The sequence below is a fragment of the Paraplanobispora siamensis genome, assembly GCF_016863175.1.
GTDB lineage: Bacteria > Actinomycetota > Actinomycetes > Streptosporangiales > Streptosporangiaceae > Planobispora > Planobispora siamensis.
Genome location: NZ_BOOJ01000074.1, coordinates 26,310 through 49,505, shown reverse-complemented (window position 1 = coordinate 49,505; position 23,196 = coordinate 26,310). Strand labels below are relative to the sequence as shown.

General features: G+C 72.8%; 20 protein-coding genes. 6 read left to right on the top strand and 14 right to left on the bottom strand.

Annotated features, from left to right (window positions below):
• Positions 1 to 5 precede the first annotated feature (5 nt).
• Together Psi01_RS37735 and Psi01_RS37730 are read right to left on the bottom strand one after the other, a co-directional pair.
• Positions 6 to 1,355, bottom strand: a complete 1,350-nt coding sequence (locus Psi01_RS37735; RefSeq protein ID WP_239128329.1) for a PepSY-associated TM helix domain-containing protein — start codon at positions 1,353 to 1,355, stop codon at positions 6 to 8.
• 187 nt (positions 1,356 to 1,542) lie between these two features.
• The gene (locus Psi01_RS37730; RefSeq protein ID WP_204068966.1) at positions 1,543 to 2,076 is read right to left on the bottom strand and encodes a hypothetical protein; all 534 of its coding nucleotides are present in this window, start codon (positions 2,074 to 2,076) and stop codon (positions 1,543 to 1,545) included.
• 157 nt (positions 2,077 to 2,233) lie between these two features.
• Here Psi01_RS37730 and Psi01_RS37725 point away from each other — a divergent pair, with 157 nt between their 5' ends.
• Positions 2,234 to 2,506 (top strand): hypothetical protein, encoded by a 273-nt coding sequence (locus Psi01_RS37725; protein WP_204068965.1) that lies wholly within the window; start codon positions 2,234 to 2,236, stop codon positions 2,504 to 2,506.
• Positions 2,507 to 2,508: 2 nt separating this feature from the next.
• On the opposite strand, the gene Psi01_RS37720 is transcribed toward Psi01_RS37725, so the two are convergent.
• The 7 genes from Psi01_RS37720 to Psi01_RS37690 form a co-directional block, all read right to left on the bottom strand.
• Entirely contained in the window at positions 2,509 to 3,936 is a 1,428-nt protein-coding gene (locus tag Psi01_RS37720; protein ID WP_204068964.1) for an amidase, read from the bottom strand.
• Between the two features lie 137 nt (positions 3,937 to 4,073).
• On the bottom strand, positions 4,074 to 4,286 hold the full coding sequence (locus Psi01_RS37715; protein WP_204068963.1) for a zf-HC2 domain-containing protein: 213 nt from the start codon (positions 4,284 to 4,286) through the stop codon (positions 4,074 to 4,076).
• A complete protein-coding gene (locus tag Psi01_RS37710) occupies positions 4,286 to 4,801 on the bottom strand; it encodes a sigma-70 family RNA polymerase sigma factor (protein WP_239128328.1) in 516 nt (171 codons plus the stop codon). Before Psi01_RS37710 ends, Psi01_RS37715 begins: the two co-directional genes overlap by 1 nt.
• A gap of 135 nt (positions 4,802 to 4,936) precedes the next feature.
• Positions 4,937 to 6,697 carry an HAD family hydrolase gene (locus tag Psi01_RS37705; RefSeq protein ID WP_204068962.1) on the bottom strand — a complete coding sequence of 587 codons (1,761 nt, stop codon included), beginning with the start codon at positions 6,695 to 6,697 and terminating at the stop codon, positions 4,937 to 4,939.
• An 88-nt stretch (positions 6,698 to 6,785) separates the two neighbouring features.
• A complete protein-coding gene (locus Psi01_RS37700; RefSeq protein ID WP_204068961.1) occupies positions 6,786 to 9,242 on the bottom strand; it encodes a DUF4132 domain-containing protein in 2,457 nt (818 codons plus the stop codon).
• Between the two features lies 1 nt (position 9,243).
• Complete coding sequence (locus tag Psi01_RS37695) at positions 9,244 to 9,636, bottom strand: hypothetical protein (protein ID WP_204068960.1); 393 nt, start codon at positions 9,634 to 9,636, stop codon at positions 9,244 to 9,246.
• Positions 9,637 to 9,811: 175 nt separating this feature from the next.
• Positions 9,812 to 11,155 carry an extracellular catalytic domain type 1 short-chain-length polyhydroxyalkanoate depolymerase gene (locus Psi01_RS37690; protein ID WP_239128327.1) on the bottom strand — a complete coding sequence of 448 codons (1,344 nt, stop codon included), beginning with the start codon at positions 11,153 to 11,155 and terminating at the stop codon, positions 9,812 to 9,814.
• 366 nt (positions 11,156 to 11,521) lie between these two features.
• Here Psi01_RS37690 and Psi01_RS37685 point away from each other — a divergent pair, with 366 nt between their 5' ends.
• Entirely contained in the window at positions 11,522 to 11,902 is a 381-nt protein-coding gene (locus tag Psi01_RS37685) for a response regulator transcription factor (RefSeq protein WP_204068958.1), read from the top strand.
• 58 nt (positions 11,903 to 11,960) lie between these two features.
• Here the strand turns inward: Psi01_RS37685 and Psi01_RS37680 are convergent, their stop codons facing one another.
• Entirely contained in the window at positions 11,961 to 12,704 is a 744-nt protein-coding gene (locus Psi01_RS37680; protein WP_204068957.1) for an STAS domain-containing protein, read from the bottom strand.
• Positions 12,705 to 12,812: 108 nt separating this feature from the next.
• Positions 12,813 to 14,039, bottom strand: coding sequence for an amidohydrolase family protein (locus Psi01_RS37675; protein ID WP_239128326.1), 1,227 nt, complete (start codon positions 14,037 to 14,039; stop codon positions 12,813 to 12,815).
• 133 nt (positions 14,040 to 14,172) lie between these two features.
• Here Psi01_RS37675 and Psi01_RS37670 point away from each other — a divergent pair, with 133 nt between their 5' ends.
• Together Psi01_RS37670 and Psi01_RS37665 are read left to right on the top strand one after the other, a co-directional pair.
• On the top strand, positions 14,173 to 15,561 hold the full coding sequence (locus Psi01_RS37670; RefSeq protein ID WP_204068956.1) for a type I glutamate--ammonia ligase: 1,389 nt from the start codon (positions 14,173 to 14,175) through the stop codon (positions 15,559 to 15,561).
• A 110-nt stretch (positions 15,562 to 15,671) separates the two neighbouring features.
• Positions 15,672 to 18,047: a putative bifunctional diguanylate cyclase/phosphodiesterase gene (locus Psi01_RS37665; RefSeq protein ID WP_204068955.1), complete on the top strand. Its 2,376-nt coding sequence runs from the start codon at positions 15,672 to 15,674 to the stop codon at positions 18,045 to 18,047.
• Between the two features lie 46 nt (positions 18,048 to 18,093).
• Here the strand turns inward: Psi01_RS37665 and Psi01_RS37660 are convergent, their stop codons facing one another.
• Positions 18,094 to 19,512, bottom strand: coding sequence for a S28 family serine protease (locus tag Psi01_RS37660; RefSeq protein ID WP_204068954.1), 1,419 nt, complete (start codon positions 19,510 to 19,512; stop codon positions 18,094 to 18,096).
• 179 nt (positions 19,513 to 19,691) lie between these two features.
• The gene (locus tag Psi01_RS37655; RefSeq protein ID WP_204068953.1) at positions 19,692 to 20,213 is read right to left on the bottom strand and encodes an O-acetyl-ADP-ribose deacetylase; all 522 of its coding nucleotides are present in this window, start codon (positions 20,211 to 20,213) and stop codon (positions 19,692 to 19,694) included.
• A 95-nt stretch (positions 20,214 to 20,308) separates the two neighbouring features.
• On the opposite strand from Psi01_RS37655, the gene Psi01_RS37650 reads away from it, so the two are divergent.
• Positions 20,309 to 21,067 (top strand): hypothetical protein, encoded by a 759-nt coding sequence (locus tag Psi01_RS37650; RefSeq protein WP_204068952.1) that lies wholly within the window; start codon positions 20,309 to 20,311, stop codon positions 21,065 to 21,067.
• A 16-nt stretch (positions 21,068 to 21,083) separates the two neighbouring features.
• Here the strand turns inward: Psi01_RS37650 and Psi01_RS37645 are convergent, their stop codons facing one another.
• On the bottom strand, positions 21,084 to 22,592 hold the full coding sequence (locus Psi01_RS37645; RefSeq protein WP_204068951.1) for an MFS transporter: 1,509 nt from the start codon (positions 22,590 to 22,592) through the stop codon (positions 21,084 to 21,086).
• A 100-nt stretch (positions 22,593 to 22,692) separates the two neighbouring features.
• On the opposite strand from Psi01_RS37645, the gene Psi01_RS37640 reads away from it, so the two are divergent.
• Positions 22,693 to 23,187, top strand: coding sequence for a winged helix-turn-helix transcriptional regulator (locus Psi01_RS37640; protein ID WP_239128325.1), 495 nt, complete (start codon positions 22,693 to 22,695; stop codon positions 23,185 to 23,187).
• Positions 23,188 to 23,196: the final 9 nt, after the last annotated feature.

The window sequence follows — 23,196 nt, the reverse complement described above, 5'->3', positions numbered from 1 at the left end:
GGCGGTCAGCGCCCGGCCCTGACCCGGCCCAGCACCATGTCGACGGCCAGGAACGCCAGCAGGGAGATCCCCAGCAGCGGGATGAACACCCCCACCGCGATCGCGACCGCGCCCACGGGCGCCAGCACGGTCAGCGGCACCGCCCGCCCGCCGCCGCGGGCGGGGGGAGCGGCGAACCCCCGGGTCGGGCGGCGCAGCCACCACATCCGGTAGCCCCACACGATCAGCGAGATCAGGCCGACCGCGAGCGCCATCAGCAGGATCTGGTTCACCACGCCGAACAGCACGCCCATGTGCCCGTCGATGCCCCAGCGGATCAGCTTGGCCGCCAGCGGGAAGTCCGCGAAGCGCAGCTCCCCGACCACTTCCCCGGTGGCCTCGTCGACGGCGACCTGGTCGTTGCGCTGGGGCCACTCGCGGTCCATCTCCTTGACCGTGAAGGCGGCGCCGGGCTCGGCAGGCCAGACGATCTCCAGCGGGCCGGACAGCCCGGCGCCCTGCGCCGCCCGCACGATCCGGTCGGCGTCGGCCGTGGTCGCGGTGCCGCCGCCGTGCCCGGTGTGGCCGGAGTGGTCCCCGCCCCCGGACGACAGGGACGGGGTGGTCCAGCCGAGCGCGGTCTGGATCTTGTCGACGTTCGCCCCGGCGTAGTTCGACCAGGTCAGTCCGGTCGCCGACAGGAACAGCAGGCCCACGGTGATCCACAGGCCGACCGAGCCGTGCCAGGACAGGGTCCGGCGCAGGCCCCGCGCCCTGCGGTCGGGCCGCAGCGCGCGGCGGCGGTGGCTCAGCCACAGCACCGCCCCGCCGAGCGCGACCACCCACAGCCAGCTGGCGGCCAGCTCGCTGTACAGGCGGCCGGGCTCGCCCAGGTGCAGGTGCCGGTGGAAGGTGGAGATCCAGGCCCGCACGGGCAGCGCACCCGAGCTGCCGTAGCTCTCCAGCGCCCCGCGCACCTGGCCGGTGTGCGGATCGACGAAGACCGCCAGCCGGGTGGACTCGGGCAGGTCCGGCGCGTCCAGCAGGACCCGGGTGGTCGTGCCCGGCTCGGCCGCGGGCCGTACCGCGCCGATGGTGCCCTGCGGATGGACGGCCCGGGCGGCGGCGATCTGCCGGCTCAGCGGGAGCATGTCCCGCCCGGCCGGAGCGTTCAGCTCGTGCGTGTAGACGATCTTCTCGATCTGGAAGGAGGCGGCGTACAGCAGGCCCGTGGTGGCGGCCACCAGCAGGAAGGGGGCGACGAGGACGCCGGCGTAGAAGTGCAGGCGCAGCACCAGTGCGCGCAGCGCCGGCCAGGTGGCGGGGCGGGGGGTTCTCTCGGGAGCGGACTGGAGCTCTTGCACGTCAGAGGTCATGACAGGTTCTCCGTTCGCGGGGGGCGCGCGCACGCTCAGGTACGCACCGCCCCGGCGCGGGGTTCACAGGGTCGGTGAAAGGGCCGCGGTAGGCGGCGGGCCGTGCGCTCAGACGGGTACGCGGCGGCGGGCCGTACGCTCACGCGCGGTACGGCCGGCCACGGATCCGGAGGCCGGGAACCGGGAATCAGATGACGGAGAACCCCACCGGCGGCCCGCGCCGGGAGACGACCGCGGCCAGCAGCCGGGTGACGAGTGACGGCACGCCGTCCCGGGAGACCTGCCGGGGGACGGGTCGCAGGACGGGCGGGCACCAGGCCAGCAGGATCAGGACCGAGGCGAGCAGCAGGTGCACCAGCATCGCCAGAGCGCTCTCGCCGCGCTCCAGCCAGTAGGCCGACAGCAACGCCGTGGCCGCGTGGGCCGCGACCATGGCCGCAAGGCCGCCGTGCTGGTGGTCGGTGATGAGCGACCGCTCCACCGCGGACGCCGACAGCAGGTGGTGCAGGCCGTACTGGGTGACGAAACTGGCGCCCAGCAGGGTGCCCAGCCCGCGCCGGCGGCGGGCCAGGACGAACGCCCCGCCCATGACCGGCGGTACGGCCGCGGCCGGCGCCACCGGGTCGACGGCGGCCCCACCGGCCAGCAGGTGCATGCCCAGCGACGCCGTCACGCACACGACCGCGAACACCGCGGCGCGCATCAGGCGAAGGACAGGCACGCCCTCATAGTGACAGAAAAGATCACGGATGCCAGGGGGAAGGGGCCGACCCGCCCATCGGGGCGCCCCGGAAAAATCTTGGAAGTCGCTGTAACAAACCCTGCGGATCCCTCCTCTTATCTGACGAACCCACACAAACAGAACGGAGACCCTGAAAATGAGCGGCGACTTCGCGAGCGGCGAGTTCAACGTCACCACCACCGACTACGTCGACTACGACGGCGACGGCGGCACCGACGCCCAGCTGATCGACACCGACGGTGACTACGTCGCCAACGAGGAGCGCTACGACGTCAACCACGACGGTGTGACCGACGTGGTCTACCTCGACCACAACGGCGACGGCTACGTCGACGAGGTCCGCGTCGACCTCAACGGCGACGGCGTCTCCGACTACACCGAGTACCAGGGCCCGTTCCCCACCGCCTGACCTCACCCACGCGCCCCGGCGTCCGGCTGCCGGGGCGGGTCGATCGGGGTGAGGGGGCCGAGGGCCGACTCCAGTGCCTCGGCGGCGTCCAGGCACAGGTCCTCGCGGAATCTCGGGGCGATGAGCTGTACGGCCTGCGGCAGACCGCCGGCCTGTCCGACGGGTACGGCGACCGCGGGCAGGCCGAGAAGATTGACCGCCACGACCATGCGCATGGTCTCCGGCCAGTCGGCCAGCCAGCCGGGGTCGAGGTCCGACCCGACGCGGAAGGCCGGGCGGGTGCGGATCGGCGCGAGTACCAGCGGGGCGTGGCTCATCCACGTGCTCCACAGCCGGGCGATGGACGCCCGCTCCATCATCGGGTCGAACGCCCGCTCTCCGGCGGCTCGCGCCCAGATCGGCTCGTAGAGCTGCCAGAAACGCACGAACCCGGGCGAGGCGATCGTCTCGACGGGCGGCTGGTCGCGGTGCACGCGGCCGTACTCCGACATGATCTGCGTGTAGACCTCGCTCGCGCGGGTGAGGGCCGGGGCCTCGCCCTCCTCCACGAGATAGCCCGCGTCGGCCAGGGCCGCCGCCGCGCGCTTCAGGGCGTCCGCCACCTCCGGGGCCAGGCGGGCGCCGCCGACGTCGGTCACGACGCGCACCCGCACCGGGGCCGGCACCGGCGGGCCGTACAGGGGCACCGGGGCGTGCCACGGATCGCCGCCGGACCGGTCGCACATGTGGTGGAAGGCCAGGCGCAGGTCCCGCACGCGCCGGGCGAGGGGGCCGTGGACGGCGAGCAACTGGAAGGCGAAGGGAGTCGGCCCCGCCCGTTCCCCTGTCTGGGCGACCCTGCCCAGCGAGGGCTTCAACGCGCTGACACCGCAGCACTGGGCGGGCCAGCGCAGTGAACCCGCGCCGTCGTTCCCGATCCCCAGCGGGGACATCCCCGTCGCCACCGCGGCCGCCTCCCCGCCACTGGAGGCGCCCGGCGTATGGTCGGCGGACCAGGGGTTGACCGTCGCGCCGTACAGCGCGTTGTCGGTGTGCCAGCGCATGCCGAACTCGGGCATGTTCGTCCGACCGATCGGGATCGCCCCCGCCGCGCGCAGTTCTGCGACGAAGGGCGCGTCGGCGGACGCGGTCGCCTCCCGCAGGGCGGCGATCCCCAGGGTCGTGGCCGATCCCGCGACGTCGACGTTCTCCTTGACCGTCATCGGCACACCGCACAGCGGGCCGGTCGCCCCGCCGCGCGCCCGCGCCCGGTCGGCCGCGTCCGCCGCCGCGAGGGAGTCCTCCCCCAGCGTGACCGTGACGGCGTTCACCAGCGGGTTGACCTCGTCGATCCGCCGGAGATGCGCTTCGACGACCTCCCGGCAGGAGATCTCCCCGCTCCGGATCATCTCCGCCAGATCCTGCGCGCCCAGTGCCCACAACCGTGTCATAGTGCCCTCCTCGAGACCCTGCCGGGAATCTAGGAGGGCACGCGCGAAAAGAGCAGTCTTGTCTTTCCCGGGCGCCTCAGCCGCAGAGGATCGCGGCCGGTGTGTCCCGCGGAGGGCGCCGTCTGTCCGCCCGGGGATCAGCGCGGGGTGTGGTCACCGCTGAGGGTGTCGGAGCGGTCGTCCCGCAGTGCGTCGAGCAGGCCGGGGATCTCGCTCATCTCCCGCAGTTCGGCCTGGCAGCCCTCACACGACATCAGGTGGCGCTCGAAGGCCCGGTGGTCGGCTTCGTCGAGGACGCCGAGGGCGTATGCCGCCACGTCTTCATGCACGTCGTGCGAGGGGGCGGACATCAGCTCGCGACACCTTTCTCTTTCAGGATCCCGCGCAGAGCCCGGATCCCGTAGTAGAGCCGGGACTTGACCGTGCCGGGCGGGACCCCGAGGATCTCCGCCGCTTCACCAATCGTACGGTCCCGTAGGTAAGTCTGCTCTATCGCCTCCCGGTGTTCCGGGGACAGCTGCCGGAGCGCCTCGGAAACGATCATCGCCTCCAGTGCCCGATCGGCTCCGTCGGGGGAGGGGACGGCGTCGGCGTCGGGCGGCTCGGTCTCCTGCGGCCGGACGCCGCGCCTGCGGCGGTCGTCGATGATGACGCGGCGGGCGACGGTCAGGAGCCAGGCCCACAGCAGGCCGCGCTCGCGGCGCAGATTGCCGGCGTTGCGCCAGGCCCGCAGGAGCGTCTCCTGAACGACGTCCTCGGCCCACTGCAGGTCGCCGCCGGTGCTCCTCAGCGCGTGCCGGAGGAGGGGGGCTCCGAACTCCTGGTACAGCTCCTCGGCCAGGATCTGATCATTGTTGGTTTTCACGCTCTCCAGCCGGCTCTCGGGGATGCGGCAGGGCACATCTTTACACCAACGCTGAGTTGGGCACCACCTATCGGAGAGTTAGGATCGTCCTTTTTGTGATCATTACGGAAAATGGCCCAGATGTCCCACCAGGGCTCACAAACCGCCGCCCGGCTCGGCGGGGGCGGTGTAGCGGTTCTCGATGAGCTCGCCCACCCGGCGCCTGGTCTCGTCGGCGGATCCGCCCGCCTTCTCGACCTCGGCCACCTCGGCCGCCAGCTCCTCGTCCTTGACGCTTCCGGCCATCCAGCGGGAGTAGTCGCCCCGGCCCAGGTGGTACTCCCAGGTGCCGTCGTCGACGCCCTCCGCCAGCTGGCAGAACGCCGTCAGGTTGCCCGCCCGCAGATTCAGCGCCTCCTGCGGGCCGCGGAAGTAGAAGCTGTTCTCCTCTCCCAGGTCGCCGGCCGCGTACTTGCGGCGGTGCCGCTGCCGCTCGCCCTCCGGCGGTATCAGGCGTGCCCGGACCGGTTCACCGGACAGCCGCAGCAGAAGGAACTCTCCCGTGGGCAGGTCGTCGGGCAGCCCGTCGAGCGGGGTGCCGGTCTGTTCGTCGGTCTGCCCGTCGCCCTGCTCGTCGGCCTGCCCGGCCGCGGAGGCGAAGGTGGTCAGGACCTCGCCGGGCCGTTCCCCCACCGCGACGACGGTGTTCAGCGCCCCCAGCACCGGTTCGCCGACCAGGGAGGGGTGGACGGTGATCAGCAGCAGGCCCCCGAACTGACGCAGCAGCTCCACCGACTCCGCCCTGAACCCCTCGGGCATCATGTGGTGGGCCTCGTCGACGATGAGCCAGGAGGGACGCCCGCACTTGGCCTGGATCGCCGCCAGGCGCGGCAGGAGCGTCTCGAAGAAGCCCGGCCGGTCGTCCAGCGGCACCCCCAGCAGGTTGACCACGACGTTCCGCTCCGGGTCGTCGAGTACCTGGACGATCTCCTCCTCGGTGGGGGCGCGACGGGCGTCGCCCAGCACGACGGCGTCCTCGATGCCGTCGGTGTAGTCCCCCTCGGGATCGATCAGGCAGAACTGGTAACCGGCCTGGGAGACGCGTTCGAGCAGGGCTGCGGTGGTCGTGGACTTGCCGCTGCCGGAGGGGCCGGCGATCATCGCGCGCGTGCCGTACGGCGGCAGCCGTACCTGCTCCTCGTCCTCGGCGGTGCCGAGCGGCAGGTGGTGGCGTCCGGGGTCGACGCCGGCGAGGTCGTCGTCGAGGATCCGGTCGACGAGCTCGGTGACGCCGGCCCCGCGCGGCTGGCCGGTCACCACGTCGCAGCGCTCCTTGACCGCGGGCAGGGCGTTGGCCACGGCCACCGAGCACTCGCACGCGGACAGGAAGGCGTGGTCGTTCTCGGCGTCGCCGACGCCGACGGTGTTGTGCGGCGACAGGCCGAGCGCGCCGAGGGCGGCGGTCAGGCCGGTGGCCTTGTTCACGCCGGACGGCAGGACCATCACCGCCCCCTTGTTGAAGATCACCTGAAGCTCGAGGCCGAGCTCGCGGATCGTCCGCAGGACGGTCTCGCCGTGCGGCTCCCAGGTGGCCACGATCACCGAGCCGACGCTGAGCGGCTGCACGCCGGCCTCCCGCAGGCGCTCGGCGAACTCCGGGGGCGGCGGCTCGGCCAGCGCGGTGGTCTCCTGCCTGGCCGGGTCGTGCAGCAGAGCCCCGTTCTCGGCGACGATCCGCTCGAACAGGTCGAAGCGATCGAAGACGGAGGCGAGGTCGTCCAGCTCCCGTCCGGTGACCATGACCAGCCGCCGCCCGGACCGCACGAGGCGCTCCAGAGCGGCCACGGTGTCGTCGTCGACCTTGCCCTCGGTCGAGAGCGTGCCGTCATAGTCACAGGCCAGAACGTGATAGCGCATGCAGGATCGCTTACCCACCCGGCCGCGGGTCTCCGTACGGGGAGATGGATTCCTGGAGAACACTTAACCCCGGCTCGCCGTTTTCCGTTCACCCCCGGATCTGGTGGGTGATGGAGGGGTCGGTGATCTCGGTGTCGGCGGCCAGGAGGAAGGCCTTGGAGATGACGACCGACAGCAGGCCGCCGTCTTCTTCGAAGGGCAGGAAGAGTCTGTCGGAGGCGCCGAGGCCGGGGACGATGCACAGGTAGGCGTCGTTGGGTTCCATCAGGATGTTGCCCGAGCCCAGGTGGATCTTGTAGGTGCGCAGGTCGCCGCGGACGTGCAGGAAGCGGTCGGTGAGGGTGCAGCGCTCGGCGATGGCCAGGCGGGGCAGCAGCCGGGTCAGGGCGTCGCGGCGCACCTGGGCGCTCTCGCTCAGATCGCCGAAGCCGTAGGAGGTCCAGTAGTCGCCCTGCCCGTGCGGGTCCAGGCCGGTGGAGGTGACGCCGACGGCCAGGTCGGCGTCGCGCAGCGCCTCCGACAGGATCAGCGGGTCGACCTCTGCCAGCGGGACGATGTCGCCGTGCTCGTCGGTGAAGCGGATAGACCCGCTGACGCAGACGGAGGCGGTGGCGCCGTAGCCGTCCCGCTCGTAGGAGCCCTCGTCCAGATGGAAGTCCCAGGAGGCGGTGAGCCCGCCGGGCAGCTCCTTGACGGCCTCGGCCTGGCCGGAGCCGTACTCCCGGCCCCAGTGGCCCAGCGACATGCCGGTCCAGCCGCGCTCGGTCAGCAGGGCCTTGGCCTGGCCGTAGCGGAGCAGGTGGCCGGCGAAGCGGCGGGAGTGGTCGCGGGTCCGCTCCTCGGCGGGGGTGAGCAGGTAGACCTCGCGGAAGGCCTGCTTGAACGGCTGGCGCAGACCGGTCCCGACCAGGTGGTCGCGCCAGGCGCGGACCTCGTCGGCGGTGTGGGAGATGGGGTGCCACAGCAGGACGGGGGTGTCCGGGCAGGGCTGGATCCGGCGTCCGGCCGGGTCGGTCAGCTCCCACCGGCCCTCCACGCGCACCGGCAGCCCGGCCGGGCCCTGGAGGATCTCCCAGATCAGGGAGCGGCCGAAGGAACCGGTGACGGGGTGGTCGAGGTAGTACTCGCACACCTCGCTCCAGCGCCAGATCCGCTCGGCGGCCAGCGCCCGCTCGACCCGGAACCTCTCGGCGGGCAGGGTCTTGCGCAGCTCCTTGGCGGTGGCCTTGAGCTCGGCCAGCAGCCCTGCGTGCTCCTCGCGGACGGCCTTGGGGATCGTCCTTCGGACCTTGCCCGCGGGGTCGACGAAGGTCACGGAGCCGTCGGAGCCCAGCCGCAGGCCGTGCTCGGTGCGGGTGCCGTCGGGGTCCAGGCCGAAGGCCGGGACGGTGCGGTCCATCAGCCGCTCGGGGGAGAGCCCGGTCTGCACGGCCACCGCCTCCAGGGTGCGGGCGACCTTGGACAGGATGCTCTTCTTGCGCACCTTGGCCTGCACCCGGGCCAGCTGGGGGATGACCTCCGGCCCGCCGCGCCGGGCCAGCACGCCGATCGCGGCGTTGGCCAGCATCTCGCTGCGGGAGTTGGCGCCCGATCCGCCGAGCCCGGTGCCGGTGGCCACGGCGACCTCGCCCAGCAGCCCGGTCACCCGGGGCTCGCCGATCAGCTCGCAGGCCCAGACCATGCCGCGCAGCAGCTGGGCGGTGCGCTCGTGCAGATAGACGATCTGGGTCCACTCGTGACCGTCGCGCCGGTGCCGGATGGTGTACTCACGGTGGGCGGGGAGGCGGCCGAGCACCTCTCCGGCCAGCGCGACGGCCTCCGGCGTCAGCAGGGCGGCGGCCCGCCTGAGCCAGGTGTCGCTCGGATTGGCGGAGGCGGCGGCGGCGCAGTGCCGCAGCAGGGGGAGCACGGCGGGGGCGCCCAGCCGGGGGGCGTACTCCTCGCACAGGAGAACCGCGAAGCGGTCATAGCCGGGCAGGAGACTGCGCGCCGCGGCCTCCGGATCGTCCACCGTGCTCTCCGCCAGCAGGTCGTCGAGCACGCGCTTCTCCCGGGAGTGCGCACTCCACGGGTCCTCTTCCAGGCCCGCCCGCGCCTGCCGCACCCAGTCGAGGTACGGCTTGCGCTCGGTGAGGGGCAGCCGCTTGAGGGCGGAGACCGGGATCCTCAGCAGGTCCTCTCCCGGAGGGCCGTCCGGCGGGGTGGCGGCCGTGCGCCAGAGCAGGTCCATCTCCGCGGGGGTCCAGCGCAGCTTGCGGCCGGCGACCGCGGTCGGGACGGCCGCCGCGACCCACAGCAGGTCCGGCCAGTTCCGGTTCCACAGGGTGCGCATCCGCAGCTGCGCCCACAGCCCGGCGGCCCGCCACTGCGCGTCGCCCCACTCCGCGGCCAGCTCGTTCACGAGTGCGCTGATCGAGGTCGACCGCCCGTTCACGTGGCGGCGCCGGTGAACCTCGTCCAGCTGCGCGAACACGCCGAAGGCCGTCTGGTCCACACGGTCCAGGCACTCCCGGAGCTCGGCGGGGAGCTCGTCGAGGACGCTCATCTCAGCCTCCGACCAGGGGGATCAGCTTGACGAACGACACGACCGGGTCGACCGTGAGGTCGATCTCGGTGTCCAGGTCCTCGATCTGCCGGTCGCCGGCCAGCAGCAGGAAGCCGTTGCGGGCGAAGGCCGCCTCGGCGGCGTCGGCCTGCCTCTCCCAGTCGAGTCTGCGGGCGGTGCGCATCCGGTAGCCGTTCAGCTCGGCCTCGGCGTCCGTCGGCCTGACCAGGCCGCGGAAGCGGTGGGAGGGGGCGGCGTTGTGCCGGGCCACCTCCTCGCGGACGCGCAGCCGTACCAGCTCCCGGGCGGAGATCCGCTCGGGCAGGCCGGGCAGCTCGAACTCCTCCACCGCCCGGCCGGTCATGGTCTCATCGCGGAATATCACCGACGCCATCGGAAAACCCCTGTCCACTGGAATGCTCACCGGGAAAGCGATGGCGACATCTATAACAGCGACGGGCGACAGAATCGCGCGGGCGACGATGCCCGTGATCCCGCCACGGTCTCCCCACGGGACCACGGCGGGATCACGGCGGACGGGCCGGGACGCCCACCCCGGCCTGCCCGGGTCAACCGGCGGCGCAGGCGGCGCCGTTGAGGGTGAAGGCGGAGGGCTTGGCGGTGTTGCCGGTGTGGGTGGCCTGGAACCCGAAGTCGGCCGACGCGCCCGGGGCGAGGGCGCCGTTGTAGGAGACGTTCCTGGCGGTCACCTGGCCGCCGGACGGTGAGACGGTGGCGTTCCAGGCGGAGGTGACCGTCTGGCCGGAGGGGAGGGTGAAGGCCAGGGACCAGCCGTTGAGCGCGGTGGTCCCGGTGTTGGTGACCTTGACCGCCGCGGTGAAGCCGGTGTTCCAGGCGTTCATGGTGTAGGAGACCCGGCAGGCCCCGCTCCCGGTCGGGGTCACCGTGGGGGTGGAACTGGGCGTCACGGTGGGCGTGGCGGTGGGGGTCACCGTGGGGGTCACCGTGGGTGTGGCGGTGGGGGTCACCGTGGGCGTGGCTCCGCCGATCAGGCCGAAGAAGCGGAGCGCCGCCTCGGCCATCCCGCCCATGGGCAGGTCGTGCCCGCCTCCCTGGATGCTGATCGCCTCCACCGGAGCGGTCTCACCGGTGCTTCCGTAGCGGGTCCGGGTCCAGTTCGAGCGCGGCCGGTCGGTGAACGAGGGCGTCTGCCCCAGCCCGTGGACGTCGGTCCACTGCTTGATCTCCTCCTGGAGGTTCGGATAGCGCAGGATGGTGTCCTCGGTGCCGTGCCACACCTGCATGCGGGGGCGCGGGCCGCTGTAGCCGGGATAGGCTCCCCGCACCAGGTCGCCCCACTGCCGCGGGGTCCTGACGACCTGACCGTTGGCGCAGGCGCTGTTCCAGGAGGAGCCGTCGGTGGTGGCGAAGCAGCCGAACGGCACGCCCATGAACGCCGCCCCCGCCGCGAAGACGTCGGGATAGTCGCCCAGCAGGACGTTGGTCATCATGGCGCCGGAGGAGGCGCCGGTGACGTAGATCCGGCCGGGATCGGGGTCGTAGCGCTGCTGGACGTACCTGACCATGGACATGATCCCCACCGGGTCGCTGCCGCCGTCGCGCCTGAGCGCCTGGGGTGAGGAGACGTCGAAGCAGGCACCGCTGCGCGTCGCGGACGGGTAGATGACGATGAACCCGTACCGGTCCGCCAGGGAGGCGAACTCCGTCCCGGAGTGGAAGGCGGGGCCGGACCCGGTGCAGTAGTGCACGGCCACCAGGACCGCCGGCCTGGCCGCGACGCGGTCGGGGACGTACAGGTGCATCCGCAGATTGGTGGGGTTGGTCCCGAAGCCGGTGACCTCGGTGAGGGCCGCCGACGAGGCCGGGGAGGCCGCGGCCAGTGCCGTGACCAGCGCCGCCACCAGCCCCACGGCGGCGGCCGCGGCCGCCATGACTGTGCTTCTGATTCCCATCCGCTGCCCGCTTCTCCGTCCCGGCCGCGTCCGGCGACGCGGCTCCGCACTGCCTCTTGAGAACCGGCTCCCGAAAACCGGCTCTTGAAACATTCGGAATATCAGCGAAACTTTCAACGGGCAAGACGGATCTCCGAGCCTTCCCTCCGGGGCCGCTCTGAGCTGGATCTATCGGTACGGCGGACCCTTGATCGGATGAAACTTTCGCGCCGTTCCGGCTCCCCGGTCGGGCGTCCGGCCCCGGCGGCCCGCCGGTCTCCCGATCCGGCGCGCATTGCCGAAATATCTGGATGAACTTCCTTGACCCGGGTATTTGCATCTATGAGCGGGGAGTTCGGGGGAGCTATGGCCGAAGTGCTGGTCGTCGAGGACGACGCTGACATCCGAGAGGTGATCGCCTTTCGACTGCGGCAGGACGGGCACACCATCCACGCCGCCGACGACGGAGCCGTCGCCATGACGCTGCTGCAGAGCCTGCGGCCCGATCTGGTGGTGCTCGACTGGATACTGCCGCACATCTCCGGGGTGGAGCTGTGCCGCTATCTGCGCACACTGCCCGGCATGGAGCAGGTGCCGGTGCTGATGCTGACAGTCAGGGGGGAGGCCGCCGACATGCGACGGGGGTTCGGCGCCGGAGTGAGCGACTACATGACCAAGCCGTTCAGCCTCCACGAGCTGTCGACGCGCACCCAGGCCCTGCTGGCGCAGGCCGCCATGCGCAGCTGAGCCGACCCCGCCGCGCGCCGCCGTACGCGCGGGAGGTCACGCCGCACGCCCCGGCGGATCAGTCCCGGACCGTGACCGGGCTGGCGCGGTGGCTCTGCATGACGGCCAGGCTGCTGAGGCACTGCTCGCGGTTGTGGTGCATCACGATGCGCGCCTCGCCGTTCTCGCCGCGCCGCCGCTGCAGCGTCAGCACCTGGTGCACCGCCTGGTTGCGCAGCTGACGGGAGCGGACCATGGCCGCCGCCAGGAAGGTGAGGTCGAAAGCGGCCGGGGACGGGGTGGTGACCTTGCCGGGAGCGGTCCGGAGCGGGACGGTGGACTGCCGCTCCGGCGACGGCCGTACGGGACGCCGGCCGGGGGCGGCGTTCGAGCCGCCGGGTGAGGCCAGGCGCCGCAGGGTCGGCAGGTGCCGTCGCCCGACGGCCTGCCGCGGCGGTGTGTCGCGGAGGTCGAGGCCGAGCGCGGTCAGGGCCCGGGGCAGGTCGGCGTACGTCCGCAGCCGCGGCGTCGAGCACCCGTTCATCAAGGTGATCAGGCGTTGCAGCGCGGGACCGGCTCCTGCGACGGCCAGCGCGCCGCCCTTGTCGTGCAGGGCCCGATTGGTGACGCTGAGCTGCCGCACCCCGGCCACGTCGCAGAAACGCAACGCCGTGATCTGGGCCACCACCCGGGTGACGGGCGAGGCGTGCAGCGGCCGCAGCATGGCGGCCAGCGTCGGAGCGGTTACGGCGTCCAGCTCACCCGCCATGGTGATCACCATGGCGGTGTCGGTCACCGGCGTGAGCTCAAGCGACAGAGGCATCTACCTGACCTTTGCGCAGGTGCTTCGGTCCGGGAAAACGCCGGCCCGTCGAACCCATCTAACCTCATTTCACTGCGCCGATCAGCCTCCCGCGGCGCGACACCACGCTCACCCGGGCAGGCGGTAGACCCGCCGGGCGTTGCCGGAGCCGACCATCCCGGCGATCCGGACGGCGTCCCGCTCCGTCCAGGACTCCTCGTCCAGACCGGCGCGCAGCAGGTCGGACAGCGCGTGGCGGAACAGCACCGCGCCGAGGTGGTACAGCTCGGGCAGCCCGAACGCGTCGGAGGCGTAGAGCAGCTTGCCGAACGGAGCCAGTTCGAGCACCTCGGCCAGCAGCGCACCGGCCCGCCGGCCCAGGTTGTGCGTGGCCAGGCTGACGTCGGCGAACACGTGCGGGAACACCTGGGCGAGGTAGCCGGCCTCCCGGTGGTACGGATAGTTGTGCAGCAGGATGATCGGCACCCCGGCCGGCGCGGTCGCCCGCAGCAGGTCGGTCAGCAGCACCGGGTTCGCCCGGGACAGGTGCACGTCCGCGTCGCCGTACCCGACGTGGAACTGCACCGGCAGGCCGAGGTCGAGGGCCGCGTACACCAGGAACCGGTGCAGCGCCTCCTGCGCCAGCCGGGGCGGGACACCCGGCCGCATGCCGGTGAACCACCGGTCCACCGCGGCGGTGAGGTCCCGGTGCCCCGGCCGCTCCGGGGCCAGCGCCAGTCCCGCCCGGTAGGCGGCCACGGACTTGGCCCCGACCACCCGGCCGTCCCCGCCGCGCGCCAGTCCCGCGGGGTGCCCGCTCTGGGCGTGCTGCGCCCCGGCGCGCCGCTCATGGGCGCTCCCGGCGTACGCCAGCTCGGCCAGGCGCTCGCGGACGCGGCCGGCGAAGTCCCCGGCCGAGACTCCAGACCCGGCCACCTCCTCGGCCAGCCGCTCCAGGCGGACGATCTCGTACGCGGGCGCCCCGGCGGCCCGGGCCAGTCCGGCCGGGGACAGCAGCGGCCGGGGGGTGTAGCCGGTGTCCACGCACAACCCGCCCAGCCCCGCCGCGCCCAGCAGCCGCCGGGTCACCTCCGCGTGGCCGAGTTCCGCCCGGCGGGCCAGGTACTCCTCGGGCTCGGCGTGCCGGGGCAGGTCCAGCAGGGGAGCGCACCAGCGGCGCACCGCGAACCCCGCCTGCGTGTCGAACAGGCTCCCGCCCAGCGGCGAGGCGCCCTCGGCCTCGGTCAGCAGCGCCTCGAACGCGGGACGCGACAGGTCCTCGGGCACGACCCCGTGGCAGTGGTGATCGACCAGGCGGAGCCCGGCGACCGCGGGCAGGAGTTCGGGCATCGGCATGGTTGCTCCGATCGGCGGGCCGGTCACGGGCTCGTCGGGCACCGGCCACCCGACAAGACTTATCACGGCCGGTCCGGAGCACCGGGCCGGCGAGAGCGGTGGCGTCTAATCTTGAACCGAGGAGGCCGTGCCGATGCCAGAGCCGCTGACCGCCCCCGAGCGGGCCCGCCGGGCGGAGCACGCCCGTACGGCCGCCGCCGGCCTGTCCGCCGACGGCATCGACGGCGTCGCGGTGACCTGGGTGGACACCGGCGGCGTCACCCGGGTCAAGGCGGTGCCGACCGCCCGGCTGGAGCAGGCCGCCGCCTGGGGCGTCGGGGCCTCGCCGGTGTTCGACGCCTTCCTGCTCGACGACTCGATCGTGTCCGGCCGGTACGCCGGCGGGCCGGTCGGGGATCTGCGGTTGTACCCGGACCTGGGCCGGCTCATCCGCCTGGCCGCCTCCCCCGGCTGGGCCTGGGCCCCGGCCGACCGCTACGACCAGGAGGGCCGGCCGCACCCGCTGGACGCGCGCGGCCTGGCCCGGCGCGAGGCCGACCGGCTGGCCGGGGACGGCTACGCGGTGCGCGCGGCGTTCGAGATCGAGTGGTGCGTCTCCCTGGGCACCGGCGACGACTTCGTGCCCGCGTCCCGGGGTCCGGCCTACGGCATGACCCGGCTCACCGAGCTGGCGGGCTACCTGCGCGAGGTGCTCACGGCCCTGGCCGCCCAGGGGGTCGCCGTCGACCAGCTGCATCCCGAGTACGCCGCCGGCCAGTACGAGGTCTCCGTCGCCGCGGCCGACCCGGTCGGCGCGGCGGACCTCGCGGTGCTGGTGCGCGAGACCGTCCGCGCGGTCACCGCACGGCACGGGATGCGGGCCACGTTCGCGCCGAAGGTGCTGGCCGGCGGGGTCGGCAACGGCGGTCACGTCCACCTCAGCCTGTGGCGCGACGGGGTGAGCCTGATGTCCGGCGGTCCGGGCCCGTACGGCCTGACCGGCGACGGCGAGGGCTTCGCGGCGGGGATCCTGGAGCGGCTGCCCGCCCTGCTCGCCGTCGGCGCCCCGGCGGTCGCGAGCTACCTGCGGCTGGTGCCCTCGCACTGGGCCGGCGCCTTCGCCTGCTGGGGCCGGGAGAACCGGGAGGCGGCGCTGCGCCTGGTCACCGGCTCGGAGGGCGAGCGCGACCGGGCGGCCAACATCGAGGTCAAGTGCGTCGACCTGGCGGCCAACCCGTACCTCCTGGTCGCCGCCCTGCTGGCCGCCGGCCGTACCGGCGTCGCGGCCGGATCGCGCCTGCCCGACCCGGTCGAGACGGACCCGGCCGCCATGGACGAGGAGACCCGGCGCAAGCGGGGGATCGCCGCCCTGCCGGCCACGCTGGCCGAGGCCGTCGCCGCCTTCGAGAACGACCGGGTCCTCGGCGAGGCGCTCGGGCCGGAGATGGCGGACACCGTGGTGACGGTGCGCCGGGGCGAGATCGCGCTGTTCGACGGCGCGGAGCCCGGCGACATCGTCGAGCGCAGCCGCTGGCGCTACTGACGGGCCGGGGCGCGGAAAAGGGAATCCGGAAAAGGCTCATGACCTCCCGTCGCGCGTCGATAGGACGCGCGTACCACTCATCGGCGCAGCATGAGTGAAACGGGGGGAAGATGAGCCGAGCCCGGCCGATGACGGCCGTCGTCTCCGCCTGCCCCCGGTTCGCCGGGCATCCCCGCGGCTGGCTGGTCTATCTGCTGCTCGGGGGCCTGCTGGCCGTCCTGACGCCGGTGCTGGCCGGCCTGTCGCCGGTGCTGGAGATCCTGTCGTGGATCACGCTCCAGGGCGTCTGCGCGCTGGCCGTCCTGAACGCCGTCAGCCGGTACGGCCTGGCCGATCTGCGGCCCTGGCGGCTGATCCGCCTGGCCCTCATGCTCGCGTGGGTGTCGACCGCCGTGGGCTGGGGCGTCGGCTGGGTATGGCTGAAGGTCCCCCTGCTGCTGACCCTCTACAACGTCGGCACGCTGATCTCCTATCTCGTGTCGCTGGCCGCGCTGGTCGCCCTGAGCCTGCGGGGTGAGGGGGCGCGCGGTACGGCGCTGCTGGACGCCGGCATCATCACCGTCGGCGTGGCCATGCCGATCTGGAGCCTGATCATCGAGCCGGCCCTGGACCGCAGCGTGTACACCGGCGTCGACCTGCCCTTCGCGCTGATCCTGCCCGTCATCGACCTGTTCATCATCGGGCTGATGATGAGGCTGACCCTCGACAACGGCCGCGCGCCCTGGCTGGCCCTGCTGAACCTCGCCTACCTCAGCGTGTTCATGGCCGACAGCCTCTATCTGCTCGACCAGGCGGAGGGCCGCGACTACGGCGCCGTCTCCATGATCGGCTGGCTGGGCTGGTCGGTCCTGGTGGCCGTCGCGGTCATGCACCCGTCCATGGCCCACGCGCGACGGCTGCGGGCCGGCGCCGTCTCCAGCAGGGCCAGGGTGACCGTCTTCCTGGGGCTCGCGCTGCTCAGCCCGCTGACCTCGATCCTCGGCCAGTGGTTCTTCTTCGATATGACCTTCCGGCCCCGCGACGCGTTCGGGATCATCGGGCTGACCGTGGTGCTGGCCGTCCTGCTGGTGGCCAGGTTGAGCATCGTGGCCCGCCTGGCCGAGGAGCGCGCCGAGGAGCTGGGCACCGCCCTGCGCCGCCAGGAGGTCCTGCAGCGCAGCCTGTCGCACAACGCCCTGCACGACCCGCTGACCGGGCTGGCCAACCGCACGCTGCTGGGCCAGTCCCTGCAGCACGCCATCATCCCCAGCATGGCCCTGCCCGGCCTGCGGCCCCCGGCGCTGCTGCTGCTGGACCTGGACGGCTTCAAGGACGTCAACGACAGCTTCGGCCACCCGGTCGGCGACGAACTGCTCACCCACGTGGCCGCGCGTCTGCAGGACGTCGCCGGCGGCGCCGGCCACACGCTGGCCCGCCTGGGCGGCGACGAGTTCGCGCTGGTGCTGCCCGACGCCGCCGTCGAGGACGCGGTCGCCGTGGCCGAGCGCATCCTGACCGCGCTGCGGGCGCCGTACCTCCTCGACGGTCACGAGCTGCACCTGACCACCAGCATCGGCGTGCTGGCCGGGTTGGCGGTGGCCACCCCGTCGGAGGCGCTGCGCGATGCCGACCTGGCGTTGTACGCGGCCAAGAACGCCGGCAAGAACCAGTACGCGCTGTTCACCTCCGACCTGCGCGAGGACCGCCTGGAGCGCACCCGGCTGACCATCGGCCTGCGCCGGGCGCTGGCCGCCGGGGAGCTCGTCCTGAACTACCAGCCGGTCGTCGACCTGGCCAGCGGGGACATCCGCAAGGTCGAGGCGCTGCTGCGCTGGAGCCCGCCGGGCTCACGGCCGGTGCCGCCGGATGTGTTCATCCCGATCGCCGAGGAGAGCGGGCTGATCGTGCCGATCGGCACCTGGGTGCTGGAGCAGGCCTGCGCCGACGCCGGTCGCTGGTACGAGCAGCACGGTGTCTCCGTGACCGTCAACATCTCCGGCCGCCAGCTGCGCGAGCCCGACTTCGCCGAGACGGTGCTGGACATCCTGGCCCGTCACCGGCTGCCGGAGCACGCGCTGGTGCTGGAGATCACCGAGAGCATGCTGCTGGCCACCACGCCGGCCGAGACCGTCCGCATCATCGCCGCCCTGACCACGTTGCGCGAGCACGGGGTGCGGGTCGCCCTGGACGACTTCGGCACCGGCTACTCGTCGCTGTCGTACCTGCGCACGCTTCCGGTGGACATCCTCAAGATCGACAAGTCGTTCCTCCCGCCCTCCGGGCACGCCGACCACCACCAGATGCGCGCCTTCACCAAGGCCATCGTGGAGCTGTCGGCCAGCCTCGGCCTGAACGTCATCGTCGAGGGCGTGGAGACCCCCGAGCAGGCGGCCCTGCTCCAGCAGATGGGCTGTCCGCAGGCGCAGGGCTACCTGTTCTCGCCGCCGGTCGCCGCCCGGCAGGTCGACGGCCTGCTGGCGGTCACGCCGTGGCAGCAGGTCGCCTGACCGGGCCGGGAAGGTCCGGCGGGCCGGGAGGCGTCCGTACCGGGACTCAGAACGTCCGGCGGTCGGGGAGCATGTCGTCGTCGGGGATCGAAGGCGCGCTGCGCATGGCCGGCGGCGCGTCTGTCACCCCGGCCCAGCGGCGCAGGGTCGCCGTCGCCGCCTGGCGGTCGGCCTCGGTCAGCGCGGCGATGTTCGCCCCGTGGTTGGCGCCCGGCGCGACGTACAGGTGGGAGTCGTTCCTGCTGGGGGTGAACCGCTCGGCGCCCCAGGGGTCGTTCTCGCCGTAGACGAACATCATCCGGCTGGAACGCCAGCGCACCCAGTGGTCCACGTCCAGCATCGGCAGCGCGTCGTGCCGGGAGCGCAGCTCGGCCGGCAGGACCGAGTTGGGCTGGTAGAGGCCGGGGTAACGGGTCAGGCCGCGCAGGTGCCTGAAGCGCAGCTCGGGCCAGCCGAGCTGGTTGGCGGCCTGGTAGTAGTACGGTGTGTAGTACTCGATGCCCTGGTCGGTGTAGAACGACCAGCCCGCGACCGAGTCGATCCAGGCGTACAGCTCGTCGTCGGTGGCGGTGGCCGGCGGCACGTTCGCGCAGTCGGCCGCGGTGGAGTACTGCCAGAAGGCCCACACCGTGTCCAGCACCGTCATCTCGAACGACCGGTCGGCGGTGCCCAGCGTCCGGGTGAAGGTGTAGCCGTTCTGCGCGGCGTACGCCTCCAGCTTGGGCACCAGGCGGTCGCGGCGCTTGAGCGCCTCCTGCTGCACGTCGTCCAGCGCGGTACGGCAGGCGGCGTCGCCGACGCGGGCGAAGAACGCGTCGTAGGCGCCGTCGAGGGGGTTGATCCGGTCGTTGGGCGCGACGTAGGCCACCACGCCGTCCACGTCGCCGGGGTAGAAACGCCGGTGGTAGACGGAGGTCATGCCGCCCTTGCTGGCGCCCGTCTGGATCCACTTGCCGGAGTAGATCGTCTTGAGCGCCCGCACGATGCGGTGCTCGTCACTGGCCTCCTGCCAGATGGTCAGGTCGCGCCAGTCCGCCGGGTCCGGCCGGGACGAGCGGAAGAACCGGTGCTCGACGGAGACCTGGTTGCCGTCGAGCAGGCGCGTCGGCTCGGTCCGGGAGGGGGCCGGGTTCACGGCCAGGCCGTACCCGCCGGTGAAGAGCACCGTCGGAGCGGTCTCCGACCGGTGCAGCAGGGTGAGCCGCTGCTGGTAGGTGCCCTTGCCGGGGTCGCGGTGGTCGACGGGCTGGGTGAAGGTGAGGACGAAGAAGCGGTAGCCGGTCGGCTGGGTCTCGGAGACCACGCTCAGGCCGGGTATCGCCTTGAGCTTGGCCAGCAGGGTGTCCTCGGCCGCCGCGGAGGACGGCGGGGCCGGCTGGACCTGCGCCTCTGCGGGCAGGGCGAGGGAGCCGGCGGTGAGCAGGGACAGGACGAGGGCGGGGATCACCCGGGTTCGCACGATCATGCCTCCTGAGGGGTGGTCGCGTCGCCGCGGGCTCGCGGGTCACGCCGGGAGAAGCGGGCTCCGGCGCGGACGGGGTCCGGCGTTCCGGCGACGACGGGGAAGCGAGTGCCTCGCCGCCACCTTAGTGACCTCTGTCGCGTTTGAGGAGATCGCTTGAGGAGATCTCCGGGTCGCCCCGATCATGGGGATCCCGCTTCGCCGAGCGCGCGTTCGAAGGCGGCGTACGCGTGCGCCGAGAAGAGCACGAACCTGACCTCGGCCACCCGCGTCGCGGTGGCGCGCACGGCGCCGACGGCGATGCGTGCGGCGTCGTCCATCGGCCATCCGTAGATCCCGGTGGAGACCGCGGGGAAGGCCGCGCCGCTCGCGCCCAGCTCGTCGGCCACCCGCAGCGACTCCCGGTAGCAGGAGGCCAACAGCTCCGAGCGGTCCTCGGCGGGGGAGAAGACCGGGCCGACGGTGTGGACGACCCAGCGGGCCGGGAGATCGCCGGCCGTGGTGGCCACGGCCTGGCCGGTGGGCAGGCCCCGGCCGTAGTGCGAGGCGCGCAGCCTGCGGCAGTCCTCGAGGATCGCCGGGCCGCCGCGCCGGTGGATCGCCCCGTCGACCCCGCCGCCCCCCATGAGGGAGGAGTTGGCGGCGTTGACGATGACGTCGATCTCCTGCTCGGTGATGTCGCCCTGGATCAGCTTGATCTCCATGGGGAGAGTCTGCCAGCGGGGGAGCGGGCGACCCGCCGGAAATCCCGCCGGAGGCGAACCTTCCGCCCCCGGCGTGTGTCTCATGATGCATGGGGATGTCACTGAAGAAGCTGAGCGGCGGCGGTACGACGGGGACCGGGCGGGCGGTGCGCCTGGCGGGGATGGCCGTGGCGGGGGCGCTGGTGGCCGGGACGTTCGCGGGCGGCACCGCGCACGCCGGGACGGGCCAGGCGGGACAGGCGGACCGGGCGGGACAGGCGGACCGGGCGGGACAGGCGGAGCAGGGCGCGAGCGGCGCCGCGGGGAAGCTGCCGCGCGGCTTCCTGCTGTACGAGGCGCAGGCTCGCAAGCCGGTGAAGTACCCGGAGGAGGAAAAGTGGACGATCAGTGACCGGCGGACGGAGAACTTCGTGCTCAACCCCTGTGGGCTGCGCAGTTCCGTGGGATCGGGCCGGGTGAGCGCGCGGACGCTCACCTACTCCGCCCCGGAGTTCTACAAGTCCGAGCAACTGGTCGTCTTCCGTTCCGCGGGCGCCGCGCACAAGGCCTTCGCCGGGCTCCTCGCGCAGGTCGCCAGGTGCGACCGCGTCGACGGCCCGCCGATCTTCAAGGTCAGGGCGCAGGCCGTCGACGCGGGCGACGAGGCCGCCCGGGTGACCGTCCAGGCCTACGGCCCGGACGGCGCTCCGGCCATCGGCGGCGAGCGGACCGTCGTGGTGCGCAAGGGCCGCGCCCTGGCGATCTACGTGCGCGCCGGCGAGTACGGCAAGGTGCGCAGCTCCGACTTCCGCGTCCAGACGAAGGACGCCAGGAAGATGGCGGCCAAGGTCTGCAGCCTGCGCGGGGTCTGCTGACCCGCCCGCCTGCGGGTCAGCGGGAGGTGGGGACGGACTCCGGTCCGGCGGCCCCCGGGGTTCCGGCGGTCGCTCCGGCTTCGGTGGGCTCCTCGGTTCCGGTGGGCTCCTCGGTTCCGGTGGGCGCGGCGCTCCTGCCGCGGGCGCGCAGGCCGTACGCGGCCACGATCGCGCTGAGGACCGCCGCGGTCACCGGTACGGCCAGGGCCGCGCGGAGCGCGTCGAGCCGGGCCTCCGGTGAGCCGTCGCCGCCGAGCGCCGCCACGCTGACGGCGGTCACCGCCGACAGACCGAGGGCGGTGCCGAACTGGATGGCGGTGTACAGCACGCCGCCGGCCAGGCCGTGCTCGTGCTCGGCGACGCCGTCGGTGGCCGCCATGGTCAGCGGGCCGTAGGCCAGCGAGAAGGCCAGTCCCAGCAGGGCCATGGTCGGGAGCATGGCGGCGTAGGTCCAGTCCGGGGCCATCGGCAGGAACAGCGCGTAGGCCACGGCCGCCAGCGCCAGCCCGCCGAACAGCACCCTGCCGTTGCCGAAGCGGCCGACCAGCCGCGGCGTCAGAGTGGGGGCCAGGACGGTGTCGACGCCGACGATCAGCATGGCCAGGCCGGTCTCCAGGGTGCTCCAGCCGCGCAGTTCCTGCAGGTACAGCGTGACCAGGAACTGGAACCCGGCGAAGGCGCCGATGAACAGAAGCGCGGCCAGGCTGGTGCGCGCCAGGGCTCCCGTGCGCAGGATGCCGAGCCGCACCAGCGGGGCGGCCGAGCGCCGCTCGATCGCGACGAAGGCGGCCAGCAGCGCCAGCCCGCCGGCGAACGCCGCGACCGTGCCGCCCCGGCCGTCGCCGGGGTGCTCCAGGCGGACCACTCCGTAGGCCAGCAGCAGCATCGCCCCGGTGACGGTGAACGCGCCGGGCAGGTCGAAGCCGCCCGCCGGACGACGCTGCGGGCGGTCGTCCCGGACCAGGGCGACGGCCGCCACCAGGATCACCGCCGACAGGATGACCGGGGCGAAGAACACCCACCGCCAGCCGAACGAGGCCAGCAGGCCGCCGGCGACCAGGCCGAGTGAGAAGCCGCCCGCCGCCGTCCCGGCGTAGAACCCGAGCGCCCTGACGCGCTGCGGGCCCTCGGGGAAGTTGGCGGTGACCAGCGCCAGCCCGGCCGGGGCCATGAACGCGGCCGCCACCCCGGTGACGAACCGGGCGGCCAGCAGCATCCACCCCTCGGTGGCGAAGCCCCCCAGACCGGAGAAGACCAGGAAGACGCCCAGCCAGAACAGGAACATCCGGCGGCGGCCCAGCAGGTCGGCGGCGCGCCCGCCCAGCAGCATGAACCCGCCGTAGCCGAGCACGTAGGCGCTGACCACGCCGCTGAGCATCCCGGTGGACAGGCCCATATCGGCCCGGATCGACGGCAGCGCCACGTTCAGCATCGCCACGTCGATCCCCTCCAGGAAGATCGCCCCGCACAGCACCGCCAGCACGCCCCGTGCGCGCCCGTCCATGCGGACGCTCGATGTGGACATGAGCCGACTCCTCTCGGGAGAACGCGGGACCGGCTCGGTTCTCAAATGTGCGCCGGTTCCCTCTTGTAACCAGCAGCATCGTCAGGCACCATCGGTGAGCGTGGAAGACGGCACTTCAAAGTTCCTCGGTCACTGCGGGGATACCGGCGACGACTACGACGTCCTGCAGTGGGACACCCGCGAGGACTGCGAGGTCAGGCAGATCCTCGACCGCATCGCCGACAAGTGGTCGCTGCTGGTGATCGCCCTGCTCGACCGGCGCAGCCTGCGCTTCACCGAGTTGCGCCGCCAGATCGACGGGGTCAGCCAGCGGATGCTCACCCGCACGCTGCGGCATCTGGAGCGCGACGGCCTCGTCAGCCGTACGGTGCACCCGACCGTGCCGCCGCGCGTGGACTACGAGCTCACGCCCCTGGGGGCGACCCTGCACGACACCATCCGCACCCTGGTCACCTGGACCGAGGAGCACCAGAACGAGATCGCGGCGGCCCGGGCGGCCTACGACGCCCGCGCGCTTGCCGAGCAGGAGGCGGCCGAGCGGGAGAGCGCCGCCCGGGACGCCCTGGCCAGGGACGTCCTGGCGGGCGGGCGCTGACCCGGTACC